The sequence below is a fragment of the Sulfurimonas sp. genome, from assembly GCF_028694895.1.
Classification (GTDB): domain Bacteria; phylum Campylobacterota; class Campylobacteria; order Campylobacterales; family Sulfurimonadaceae; genus Sulfurimonas.
The window spans coordinates 17,594-29,405 of record NZ_JAQVKA010000015.1 but is presented as its reverse complement, the minus strand read 5'-3'; the positions used below and the strand labels follow the sequence as shown (position 1 = coordinate 29,405).

The window sequence follows — 11,812 nt, the reverse complement described above, 5'->3', positions numbered from 1 at the left end:
CTCTTTTGTACAACTTTAACGTTATTAAGCCCAAGATCAGCTTTGATAAACTGTAAAAAACTCGCTCTCTTTGCTAAAGGATCTACAAGTGTTACTTCAACGTCAGGAAGTCCCATCGCTAAAATAAGTCCTGGAAAACCAGCACCCGTTCCAATATCTAAAAGATTTTTACATTTTGGCAAAAAAGTTATAGGGTAGATGGCATCATAAATAAACTCATCTATTGTTTTCTCATCTTTAGCACCAGTTAGATTATGTATCTTATTCCATTTAAAAAGATGCTCTTTGTATTTTTGAATATGATGAAAAAATGTGTCAGGCAACTCAGCATTAAGCTCCACAAGGGCAGTTTTTAAGTTCAAAAATTTCCTTTAAAGTTGTTTGTTACTACTTAAAGTAGATGACCCATGCCTTCTTTTTTTACATTTAAGTAAGCTTCGTTATGAGGGTTTGACTTCATTATAATCGGCACGCGCTCTACGACTTCAATACCACTTAATGAGCTAACTTTTTTTGGATTATTTGTAAGAAGTTTTATCTTTTTGATTCCAAAACCCTCAAGAATAAGAGGAACTATTTCATAAGTTCTCTCATCTGTATCAAATCCTAATTGATGATTTGCTTCTATTGTGTTTAACCCTTGATCTTGAAGGGCATAAGCGTTTATCTTGTTTAAAAGTCCAATGTTTCGCCCTTCTTGTCTTAGGTAAATGACCATACCATTTGTTTTTGAAGCAAGAAGTAGAGCGTGCTCTAACTGATCTCTACAATCACACTTTAGACTTCCTATAGCGTCCCCTGTTAAACACTCAGAGTGAACTCTAACTATAGGAATCTCACTAAGTGGTTCTTTAAAAATAACTAAATGTTCTTTGCAACCAACCTTAAAGACTTTGACCTTAAAATCACCAAATCTTGATGGTAAATTCGCTATTTCAGAGATCTCGATATCCAATAAATTGTCCTAACTTTAACTTTAAAAAGGTAAAATATTTTTTTAAAAATTATAGCTAAAAAAAGGTTTAATAATGTTTCAAAGATTTCGCAGAACTCGCCTAAATAGTCATCTTCGTTCACTAGTGCGCCAAACTCATGTAAGAGTAGATGATTTTATCTATCCACTCTTTGTTCGCTCTGGAGAGGGAATTAAAACAGAAGTCTCATCTATGCCTGGGGTGTTTCAGATGAGTATAGATGAAGTTTTAAAAGAGTGCGTAGAGCTTAAGAAATTAGGACTTTATTCAATAATCCTTTTTGGAATACCTGACGTAAAAGACTCTATTGGCTCAGATTCACTATGTGAACATGGAATCATTGCTAAAGCTATAAGAGCTATAAAAGAGGCTCACCCAGATATGTTTGTAGTAACAGACTTATGTTTTTGTGAATATACAGATCATGGACACTGTGGAATCATTGATGAAAAAAACCAAACAGTGGATAATGATGCGACACTTAAGATTTCAGCACAACAAGCGATAGTTCATGCAAAAGCTGGGGCAGATATGATAGCACCATCTGGCATGATGGATGGCATAATCGCAACTCTAAGAGAAGCATTAGATAGTGCAGGTTATGAAAATCTCCCTATCATGAGTTACTCTACAAAGTTTGCCTCAGGATATTATGGGCCATTTCGCGAAGTAGCAGAATCAACTCCAAGTTTTGGTGATCGTGCATCATATCAAATGGATCCTGCAAACAGAAGAGAAGCGATTGCTGAGAGTATATCTGATGAGGCACAGGGGGCAGATATCTTGATGGTAAAACCTGCACTTGCTTATTTGGACATAGTAAGAGAGATAAAAGATGCGACGTCTCTTCCAATGGCTGTTTATAACGTGAGTGGTGAGTATGCCATGATAAAGTTTGCTGGGATGCAAGGATTAATCGATTATGATAGAGTTGTTATGGAGACTATGGTTAGTTTTAAGCGCGCTGGTGCCGATATCATCATCTCTTATCATGCAAAAGAGGTAGCGCGGATGTTACAAAAGTAACCTTTTATCTCTCTCTTGTGTGCTTGATATTGCTTAAAGAAGCATACTTAAAGGGAATTGTTATAAACTTAACGCTTATTTTATATTTTTGGGGAAATTATTGAGACACTTTTTAACACTAAGAGATTTTAGTAAAGATGAGATTTTAGAGATTATAAAGATAGGTTTAGAGATAAAGAAGAACCTAAAAAATGGTACTTATAAACATGAACTAAAAAATCAAACACTTGCTATGATCTTTGAGAAAAGCTCAACAAGAACTCGTGTTAGCTTTGAAGCCGGAATGTTTCAGCTAGGCGGACATGCACTTTTCTTATCAAACAGAGATATCCACCTTGGCCGTGGCGAGCCTATAAAAGATACAGCAAGAGTGATTTCTAGCATGTGCGATATGGTTATGATTAGAACATTCGAGCATACACGTATAGAGGAGTTTGCCTCTTACTCTAAAGTACCGGTAATTAATGGTCTAACTGACTCTTATCATCCTGTTCAACTACTCGCTGATTATATGACTTTAGTTGAGTATGGTATGGAAAAAAATATAGTTGCGGCTTATGTAGGCGATGGAAACAACATGACTCACTCGTGGATTATGTTAGCTGCAAAACTAGGCTTTGAGCTAAGAGTTGCAACTCCTATAGGATACGAAGTTGATGAGAAAATCCTCCAAGAAGCCCTTATTATCGCTAAAGAGAGTGGAGCAGTTATAAAAGTTATGAATGATCCAGCCGAAGCTATAAAAGGTGCAACAGTTGTTACAACTGACACTTGGACTTCTATGGGGCAAGAGGAAGAAAAAGAGGCTCGTATCAAAATCTTTAGTGGATTTATGGTTGATGAGAAGATGATGTCATTAGCAAGTAGTGATGCAAGGTTTCTCCACTGTCTGCCAGCTTATAGAGGCTTAGAGGTTAGTGAAGAGGTTTTTGAGGCGCACTCAGAGATAATCTTCAATGAAGCAGAAAACAGACTCCACGCTCAAAAAGGGTTAATGGTTTGGCTAAATAAACAGAGATAATAACTTTATTTTAATATTTTATACCAGTTACACTTCTTATCTTCTCTATGATAGGAAGTGCTGCCTCTTTAGCACGTTTTGCCCCCATATCTAAAATCTCTCTTACTTCATCTTGATGAGCTTCAAAGTACTCTCTTTTTTGTCTAAACTCTTTAAAATACTCCCACATAACCTCTGCTAGATACATCTTAAAATGCCCATGCCCTTCGCCACCACTTTTATATCTCTCTTGAAGTGCTATGAGGTTATCTCCTTGTAAAAAGAGTTTTGCCATATTGTAAACATTACAACTTGCGTACTCTTTTGGCTCTTCCATCGCTACATTTTCAGTTACGATTTTTTTTATAGCTTTTAGTTGACTCTTCTCTTGCCCAAAAATATTTACTATGTTTCCATAGCTCTTTGACATCTTTTGTCCATCAGTCCCAGGTACAGTTTGAACCTCTTCTTGAATTCTAAACTCTGGAATAGTAAGGATATCTCCATATTGGTTATTGAACTTTATAGCTATATCTCTTGCAATCTCAACATGCTGAATCTGATCTTTTCCAACGGGAACAATTTCAGAGCCAAAAATCAAAATATCCGCCGCCATTAAAACAGGGTATGAGAAGAGTGAGTGATTTGCTGCGATTCCTTTTGCAGTTTTATCTTTATAGCTGTGAGCACGCTCTAGTAGTCCCATCGGAGTATATGAAGATAAAATCCAGTAAAGTTCTAAAACTTCTTTTACATCTGACTGAACCCAAAAAACAGATTTCTTAGGATCTATTCCAAGTGCTAAAAAGTCTGTTGCGCACTGCATAGTTAGCCTTGCGAGATCTTTGCCTCCGCTAGTCATTGCATGATAGTTTGCGATAAAAGCAAATGTCTCGCTACTCTCTTGTGCATCTACCATCTGCTTAATCGAACCAAAATAGTTACCTATATGCAAATCACCAGATGGCTGAATACCTGTTAAAACTCTCATCCTAAAACTCCAAAATTGTATAAATTTTCATTACGTTATTATACATTTTTTAGCTTTATTTCGCTAACATTGGGCTTATATATGGCACCTAAAGCTATGAACATAAAGGATAAAAGATGAATGTACAAATTCATGCAAAAGATGTAGCTCTACATGCAAATACAAGAGCTCATATAGAGACGGCAGTAGAAGCATTTAAAAAATATTCACTTGATATCATCACAGTAAATGTGACTCTAAAAAAAGAGAAAAAAGGTGTTTCAGTAGAGTTTGATGTTCATATAGCACATGCACAACCAGTAGTTATTGGCCAAAGTGATGAAGATTTGGACACTGCTATTGATTTGGCAATAGATAGAGCAGCAACAGCTCTATGGCGTTTACATGAAAAAGTTATTCAAAAGCAAGCAACTTCTATCAAAGATTTAGAACCAATGGATGCTTAAAACATGCCAATCACCTTGGCATGTAACTACTCCTCTTGCTAAAATATCTAAGTGGACTCCTCTTGCTAAAATATATATTTTTATTTTTTTTATTAGTAACTACTATTTTTGCTGATGAAGAGTACACTTTACGTCTTGGCGCGGGTGTTGCAAAAGACAGTAGTTATGGTGAGATACTTATGGGTAGATCTCAAGAATACAAGGGAAACCCGAGAGTATATGCCATTGATGGTGGATATCTTTTGAAAAAAAATATCTTTGAGTTACCTTTGGATTTATATGTTTATGGTGGACTTGCTTATTTTGATGAGGGAAGCTTAGGAAAAGATGTTTATGAGGCAACCTTGTATTTGAAGTTGTATTATAATTTCTTTGATGAGTATTTTCGTTTTGGATTTGGTGAGGGTGGCTCTTATACAAGTGGAATTTTATTTAGCGAGTATGAATCAGCAAGAGATAGAGGGGATAATACCTCGCACTATCTTAACTATCTCGATACAACGATAGATTTTAATCTAGGCAAAGTAATAAAAAATAAGTTTTTTAATAAAATGTATGTGGGTTTTTTGATTAAACACCGCTCAGGTATTTTTGGACTAGTGAACAATGTAAAAAAAGGTGGTTCTAACTACAATTGTTTTTATATTGAGAAGAAATTTTAAGGAAGTTATTTATGTATAGTTGGATTGTTTGGTTTCATATTCTCTCTTTTATATCATGGTATGCAGTTTTGTTTTACCTACCAAGGCTCTTTGTTTATCATGCAGAAAATGCTGATAATGAGGGGTTTGTAAAAGTTGTAAAAGTTATGGAGATGAAAATATATAAGTATATAGGTATCCCTGCTATGTGGGCAACACTACTGAGTGGGACTTACCTAGCAATTGAGTTAGGTTTTAGTGGTAATGCTTGGTTACATGCAAAGATTCTTTTTGTAGTTATTTTAGTTGCATACTTTTTTTCACTTGGATATTTTAGAGAGAAATTTTTAAAAGATGAGTGTGATAAGAGTGGAAAGTTTTTTAGAATGTATAATGAAGTTCCGACTATCTTGCTTCTTATAATAGTGGCAATGGTTATAATAAAACCATTCTAACTATTTTGTACTCACTAAAGGGAATTACTTCCCTTTATTTCTCGCCTCTTTTTTTAGCTTTAAAGAGAACTGGTGTTCCAGTAAAGTTAAAAGCCTCTCTTAATTTATTTGTCAAATATCTTCTATATGTAAAGTGAAGACCGCGAGGTTTGTTCATAACTATAGCTATCTTTGGTGGTCTTGTTTCATACTGAGTTGCATAGTAGATTCTAATAATCTGACCACGCATACTTGGGAGTTGATGACGACGAAGTGCTTTTTCTAGTACAACATTTAACTCTGACGTTTTTACATGTTGAGAGTAGTTGTCATTTATCTCTAAAATCATATCAAAGAGCTTATCAACACGTCTATGTGATTTTGCAGATAGCGTTATGATAGGAGCGTAAGCTAGGAACTTAAATCTATCACGTACTTCTTGAATAATCTTGTCATAATCTTCTCTAGGTGCGATATCCCATTTGTTTAAAACAATGATACAAGCAAGGCGGTTACTATCAACCAAACCTGCAATCTTCTCATCCAAATCTAAAAATGGCTCACTTCCATCAAGTACAACAAGAGCCATGTTTGAGTTCTCTAGCATCTCTTTAGTTCGCATAAGTGCAAATTTCTCAATACCTACAATCTTACCGCGACGACGAAGACCTGCTGTATCTACAAATGTAAGTTGTTTGCCTTTGTACTCCATACTCTCATCTATCGGGTCAATTGTAGTTCCTGCAACGCTACTTACAACAGAGCGTTCTTCACCAAGAAGAGCATTTAAGAGTGAGCTTTTTCCAACATTTGTACGCCCAATGATAGAGATTTTTATATGATTTACATCAGTTTCATCAAACTCTTTGATTCTATCGTTTTGAGCAAAGATAGAGTCATCTTCAAACTCCTCATCCTCTTCGTTATCATCAGGATAGAAGAAGTTATCATCCTCTTCCTCTTCATTGTACTCTTTATCGTCAAACTCAAACTCTTCATCGTCTTCTTCTACAACATTTACATCATCTTCTTCATCTTCGTTTTTGATGATATCTTCGTCTGGCAATCTATCATAAATCCACTCTAAAAGAGCGTTTACGCTTCTGTTGTGCGAAACAGATACTCCAAAAATAGCGTCCGTTCCAAACTCATAGAAATCCCAAAGATTATCTTTCATCTTGTCGTTGTCTATCTTGTTTACAACAAGTGCAACCTCTTTACCAAGAGTTTGAAGCTCATAAAATAGTTTCTTATCGCTATCTTCTGGAATACTTTTTCCATCAACCATATAGAGGATGATATCTGCTTTTTTTGCAGCTTCTAAAGACTTCTCTTTGATCTTGTCAAAAAGTTCACACCCTTGATCAAGTCCGCCGGTATCAAGAAGAAGAGCTTGTTTGTTTAAAATAACAACATGTCGTCTTTTTACATCTCTTGTCGTTCCAGCAATGTCAGAGGTAATAGCATCTCTTTTTTTTACAAGTCTGTTAAAGAGTGAGCTTTTGCCAACATTTGGGCGACCGATAATGGCGATTTTTTTCATATGAGAGTACCTTAGTTTTATTGGATGGAATTATAGCTAAATAAAGAAGTGGTTTTTTTTTAGTTTTTACTTATGTGAGTCTTCTCTTTTGGTATAGGAGATCCATAAGCACTAAAGAAAAAGGAGCTTAAACACTCATTTTTTGCTTTTGTTTTAGGACATCTTTTTAGGAAACTATTTACATTTTTGCCTGAGAGTATCTGATGGTTTGAATGTTCTATATTTAGTTGATCTATCCTTGGGCTACCTTGAATATTGTGGATAAAATGAACAGTTCCATCATCATCAACTTCTGTAACAATGCCAATATGTGTGATATTAAAGGAGCCTATTACTCTCTTGTTTTTTTGAAGAGTATCTGAGAAGAAGACGATATCTCCTATTTTTGGAAGGATGTCAGTTACTAGTCTATTTTCATCTTTAAGCATATTGAAAATAGCTTTTGCGCGACTTGTATTGTCAAAATATTTATATAGTTCTTCTGATTTGTAAAGAGTTTCATTAGTCTCTCTATTTACCAAGGCTATAAACCCTGAGCAATCCTCAGAGCTACTTTTATTTAGATGTTTTAGAGCGCTGTGTATAATGGCCATACGAGTAGATAGCTCTTGTTCGTCTTGAATATTAGATATAGATTGGGATTTTGGCTGAACAACGACTTCTTTTTGAGAACATCCTGTTAAAAAAAGCAGAAGTAGAGTAAGCCCAAATACTATATTTTTCATTCTCCAGAGAACTCTTTTTCAAGATCTTCTAGAGCATTTTTAGCTTTGAACTGTTGCCAAAGAGCATTATCATTTTTAAAACTTGTTTTGATGTTATCTCTAATTTGCTCATTAGTAGAATCTTTAGAAACTGTTACAAGCATATAAATAGCGCCAGAAGGTGCGTTCCACATATCTACTGCTTTTGAACCGCTTAAGTTTACTTTTGCAACTTGCTTAGTTACGCTCTCAGTCGTTTTATCTACTGTCTCACTAGCAGCAATACCAGTTGTACCAGTATATAGACTTACTTTGTCTTTTACTAATGTTTGTATCTGTTGCGCTAAATCGGAGCGACCATTTGCCATTGCTACTCTTCTCATATGATCCATTCCAGCAGCGCTCTTCTCAGCAATGCCAACTCCGGCATAATGTCCAGCTACTTCAGGGATACAAGTCCATTTTGGAGCATCAACATTTTCTTGTTTACAAGAAAAATCTACGCTTCTATTCTCCGGTTCAACATCCTTTGAACAACCTGTAATAATGGCACTAAGCAGAACTGCAAGTGCAATAGATGAAATAGTTTTGATCATTTGGTGATCTCCTTTGTTTTATTGTGGTGATTGTAGCAGTTTTCATCTTAAAGATATTTTACTAATTCATACCACAATGCTTTGTTTTAAGTGCCTCATTTAGAGGCTTTTTTAGAGTTTTTATGTACAATTCATTTTATGAAATATTATAGTTATGAAAATTTTAAAGATGACACAAATAAGTTACTGCTTTTACTTAAAGAGCATAACTTTGAAGCTATTGTAACAATAGCAAGAGGTGGCTTTACACTAGCTCATGCAGTCTCTCAAGGTTTAGATATAAGAGATGTTCAAAGCATTAGAACTGAACTATATGACAAGAATAACAAAAGAGAGAAAATTACACTCTTTCAAAAATGCAGCTTTGAAGATGTAAAGAGGGTTTTAGTCATTGATGATATATCTGATAGCGGTGAAACTCTCAGCGCTGTTATGAACTATCTTAATGAAGAGTTTAAAGAGATAGAGTTTAAATCAGCAACACTTTTTTATAAAAAAACATCTATTTATGAGCCAGATTTTTGGATAAATGAAGCAGATGATTGGATAGATTTTTTTTGGGAGAGAGATTTTTTATAGGATAAAACTATCTCTTAGGATGAGTTTTTCCTTCCTCTAAAAAATCTGTCTCATAGATATAAGCGCTAATACTCTTTAGCGCATCATCATCAAAGCCTAACTCCGGCATTAGGCCGTGTTTTTTGATAGCATCATGCATAAGCGAGCCTTCATAAGAGGGTTTTTTAACCCACGCAGACATATAAGATACAAACTCCTCTTTAGAAAAAAATGCATCTCTATATCTTTGTCTAAGTTCACTTGTAGAAGGTGCGGAGATAGTTTTTGTTTCATGATGACATGTAAGGCAGTTGCCGTGAAAAAGAAGTGAGCCCATGTCCTCAGCGTATATAAATGACGCTAGTATAAAAGAGAGAAAAAAGCCTCTCATACTTTAGGCTCTCTTCTCTTTTATCATCTCGTATGCTTGATTTATCTCTTGAGTTTTTGCCGTTGCTTCTTGCATGTAAGCTTCACTTTTGCCTTGAGATTTTATGATGTCTGGATGAAATTCACGAACTAGTTTTCTATATGCCTTTTTGATTGTATCCATGTCATCGCTGGGCTTCACTCCTAGAAGTTTATAAGCATCTTCTATAGTTGCCTTAGGAGTGATGTTACTCATCATCTTCTCAAACCTGTCAAACATTGCGTGGTAGAGGTTTACATCAAACTCAAGAGCCTCAGCAATCTCAGCTAAAATTATCTCTTCGCTCTTACTTAACTCTCCATCAACAAAAGCGAGTTGAATCAAAAAGCCCATAAATTGTTGCTGTTTTGCTCTATCTCTTTTTATTGCTCTAGCTAGTGTTTGGGCGATACTTTGAACATTGTCTCTTTTTTCTTTCTCTTCGTTAAATATCTCTTTAAAAATATCTTTTGTTTTTTGAGGCTCTGGAAAAATTGCTGAAATATCATCAAACATGATACCGATAAGTTCGGCTTCAAGCGCATCTACTCTTCCATCAGCTTTTGCAACTTTAGCGACAAGTGCTATGAAAAGACCAAGTTCACTGTTTTGCAGAGACTCTTTGTTGATTGAGAAGTTCTTAAAGGCCTTCTTTGAGTAAGCACTATATTTTGCATAACTTTTAAAAATTGAGTAAAAAAACCAGCCTAAAATTGCAAAAACAATTATATTTCCCATAACACTCCTTTATAAATCGCATAATTATAAGAAATAGAAGTTAATAAATAGATATATTTTTACTAACGTGTTATCTTAGTTAGTAACTTTGTGATGAACTCTTTTTGCACTGATTTTCCCAATCCAAAAAAGATCATCCATATAAGCCTCTTTTAACATCCCATCACTATCAAGTGCAACTAAAACATCAACTATACTATCACTTTTTTCAAAAGGTTCAACATTGAGATTGTAGAGATAATCACTTCTTTGTAAAGAGCTTATCTCTGAGCCTTTGTTTTTATCTAAACATGAGACTAAAATGCTGTTTTTATCGTTATTTGCACCAATAGCATATAGTTGGTACTCTCTTTTTAGATGATTAAAATAGTATGTTTGAGTTCTTGATCTCTTTGTCGTCTCTTTTGTTTTTATAAACACGTCAGGTACATATCTTCCATCTATGATTTTGCCTTTGCTGGTAAATGTTTCAGTTCTATGTTTTAGAAGAGTTGCGGCTGCACCAATTGTAGTTGCTATAAGTTTTATCTCATAATTTTGGCCATCTTCTATAAAGAGTACATCAGCATAACCAACCTTTTTAAAAAGTGTTACTTCTACTTCATAACGGCTAGAAAATGTTTGTGCGCAAAGTGAACTTACAATGAATAACGATATTAAAAAGTACCTAATTTTCATATTTTTAGCCCCTATATTAGTTTATATTTCCAAAATAAAAATCAAGGTTAAATTGTAGTATATAATTTGGCTCGTAATTATACTCTCTATGAAAACTTACAATAGGTTGTATTTCATAAGTAATCCATTTGCGAAAGATATTTTGACGCCATGAAAATTGTGTTGCATAGTTGCTAATGCCTGAGTATTGTTCTGGGTGTATTTCACAACTATACTTGGAGTTTCCCCAAAATAGTTGTGAGACTGCAAAACCTTTTTTGTGTGATGGTGTTAAGTAGTAAGAGAACGAGAGCGCATAGTCAAATCCATCTACATGTGCTTGAGTTGAACGATGAAGTGTAGTTCTAAATAGAGATCTCTCATCTAAAGCTCGGTCAAAATAGATATTTGTCTCTTCACTCCAGTCTGATTTAAATGAGTATTTAAATTGTTGAGTGGGCTGAATAAGCCACTTGTTTGCTTTAAAATCTTTGGAGTATCTCGCTTTTGCATAAGGAGTTAGGCTACTGATTCCTATGGAGTATTTTGATTTTATATCTTTATAAATTGGTGCGAAGTAGTTAACTCCGACTTGCGTGCTTGTGTTCTTTTTTAGGGCTAATACATCTGTATCTATATGATTGTCTTCAATATCACTAATAAAAAGCTGAAAGCTTTTCTTGGTCCTACTTAGTGGTATCTGGGCTCTTATTTTATAGTTAAAGTCTATTGACTCTTTTGACTGAAGTGTTGTGCCAAGACGAAGCCTTATAAAGCTTGACTCAAGGTCTTCAATAAACTTTTTATCTTTAAAAAACTCATCAACAGAGCTTAGCGTTTGATTCTCTATGGTTTCATTATTGTCTGTATCTTTAACCCAATAACTTATGCTATTATCCACTCCGCTAAAAAAATCAACAACATAGTTTGAAAACTCTTTATGACTCTCATCTACATACTTATTAAATGTGTGCTGTGTTGTATTATTTTCCGCAATAAGATTGATAGATAAAGATAGATATAAAATAAGAGCAATAAAGTACTGTTTCATCATATCTCCACTTGCTTGTACTATCAATTATAACCTATGTTTTT

Annotated in this window: 16 protein-coding genes; 6 read left to right on the top strand and 10 right to left on the bottom strand. The window is 34.7% G+C overall.

Annotated elements, in window-relative coordinates; genetic code table 11:
* Together rsmG and ribA are read right to left on the bottom strand one after the other, a co-directional pair.
* On the bottom strand, nt 1-362 hold a 362-nt coding region (rsmG, locus tag PHI38_RS03695; protein WP_299852973.1), incomplete at its 3' end, for a 16S rRNA (guanine(527)-N(7))-methyltransferase RsmG.
* Between the two features lie 29 nt (nt 363-391).
* Nucleotides 392-955, bottom strand: a complete 564-nt coding sequence (gene ribA, locus PHI38_RS03690) for a GTP cyclohydrolase II (RefSeq protein ID WP_299852971.1) — start codon at nt 953-955, stop codon at nt 392-394.
* 73 nt (nt 956-1,028) lie between these two features.
* Between ribA and hemB the strand changes: the two genes are divergently transcribed.
* Nucleotides 1,029-2,000, top strand: coding sequence for a porphobilinogen synthase (gene hemB / locus PHI38_RS03685; protein ID WP_299852969.1), 972 nt, complete (start codon nt 1,029-1,031; stop codon nt 1,998-2,000).
* Nucleotides 2,001-2,100: 100 nt separating this feature from the next.
* Entirely contained in the window at nt 2,101-3,021 is a 921-nt protein-coding gene (argF, locus tag PHI38_RS03680; protein ID WP_299852967.1) for an ornithine carbamoyltransferase, read from the top strand.
* A 10-nt stretch (nt 3,022-3,031) separates the two neighbouring features.
* Here the strand turns inward: argF and trpS are convergent, their stop codons facing one another.
* Nucleotides 3,032-3,991, bottom strand: a complete 960-nt coding sequence (gene trpS / locus PHI38_RS03675) for a tryptophan--tRNA ligase (RefSeq protein WP_299852963.1) — start codon at nt 3,989-3,991, stop codon at nt 3,032-3,034.
* Between the two features lie 116 nt (nt 3,992-4,107).
* Here trpS and raiA point away from each other — a divergent pair, with 116 nt between their 5' ends.
* From raiA to hemJ, 3 genes are all read left to right on the top strand, one after another.
* Nucleotides 4,108-4,437 (top strand): ribosome-associated translation inhibitor RaiA, encoded by a 330-nt coding sequence (raiA, locus tag PHI38_RS03670; protein WP_299852961.1) that lies wholly within the window; start codon nt 4,108-4,110, stop codon nt 4,435-4,437.
* Nucleotides 4,438-4,499: 62 nt separating this feature from the next.
* The gene (locus PHI38_RS03665; RefSeq protein WP_299852959.1) at nt 4,500-5,099 is read left to right on the top strand and encodes a hypothetical protein; all 600 of its coding nucleotides are present in this window, start codon (nt 4,500-4,502) and stop codon (nt 5,097-5,099) included.
* Between the two features lie 11 nt (nt 5,100-5,110).
* Nucleotides 5,111-5,533, top strand: a complete 423-nt coding sequence (gene hemJ / locus PHI38_RS03660) for a protoporphyrinogen oxidase HemJ (RefSeq protein ID WP_299852957.1) — start codon at nt 5,111-5,113, stop codon at nt 5,531-5,533.
* A gap of 34 nt (nt 5,534-5,567) precedes the next feature.
* Here the strand turns inward: hemJ and der are convergent, their stop codons facing one another.
* From der to PHI38_RS03645, 3 genes are read right to left on the bottom strand one after another with little or no spacing between them, the layout of a single operon-like run.
* The gene (gene der / locus PHI38_RS03655) at nt 5,568-7,055 is read right to left on the bottom strand and encodes a ribosome biogenesis GTPase Der (protein WP_299852955.1); all 1,488 of its coding nucleotides are present in this window, start codon (nt 7,053-7,055) and stop codon (nt 5,568-5,570) included.
* A 59-nt stretch (nt 7,056-7,114) separates the two neighbouring features.
* Entirely contained in the window at nt 7,115-7,780 is a 666-nt protein-coding gene (locus tag PHI38_RS03650) for a CHAP domain-containing protein (RefSeq protein ID WP_299852953.1), read from the bottom strand.
* Nucleotides 7,777-8,355 (bottom strand): LPP20 family lipoprotein, encoded by a 579-nt coding sequence (locus PHI38_RS03645; RefSeq protein ID WP_299852951.1) that lies wholly within the window; start codon nt 8,353-8,355, stop codon nt 7,777-7,779. The genes PHI38_RS03650 and PHI38_RS03645 overlap by 4 nt, the downstream gene beginning before the upstream one ends.
* A 138-nt stretch (nt 8,356-8,493) precedes the next feature.
* On the opposite strand from PHI38_RS03645, the gene PHI38_RS03640 reads away from it, so the two are divergent.
* Complete coding sequence (locus PHI38_RS03640; RefSeq protein WP_299852949.1) at nt 8,494-8,934, top strand: phosphoribosyltransferase; 441 nt, start codon at nt 8,494-8,496, stop codon at nt 8,932-8,934.
* Between the two features lie 7 nt (nt 8,935-8,941).
* Here PHI38_RS03640 and PHI38_RS03635 read toward each other — a convergent pair whose 3' ends face one another.
* The 4 genes from PHI38_RS03635 to PHI38_RS03620 all read right to left on the bottom strand — a co-directional run bounded on the left by PHI38_RS03635 (nt 8,942) and on the right by PHI38_RS03620 (nt 11,795).
* Nucleotides 8,942-9,304, bottom strand: coding sequence for a cytochrome C (locus PHI38_RS03635; protein WP_299852947.1), 363 nt, complete (start codon nt 9,302-9,304; stop codon nt 8,942-8,944).
* Nucleotides 9,305-9,307: 3 nt separating this feature from the next.
* Nucleotides 9,308-10,060 (bottom strand): DnaJ domain-containing protein, encoded by a 753-nt coding sequence (locus tag PHI38_RS03630; RefSeq protein WP_299852945.1) that lies wholly within the window; start codon nt 10,058-10,060, stop codon nt 9,308-9,310.
* 75 nt (nt 10,061-10,135) lie between these two features.
* Complete coding sequence (locus tag PHI38_RS03625) at nt 10,136-10,738, bottom strand: DUF3108 domain-containing protein (protein ID WP_299852943.1); 603 nt, start codon at nt 10,736-10,738, stop codon at nt 10,136-10,138.
* 16 nt (nt 10,739-10,754) lie between these two features.
* Entirely contained in the window at nt 10,755-11,795 is a 1,041-nt protein-coding gene (locus PHI38_RS03620; protein WP_299852942.1) for a hypothetical protein, read from the bottom strand.
* Nucleotides 11,796-11,812 lie beyond the last annotated feature (17 nt).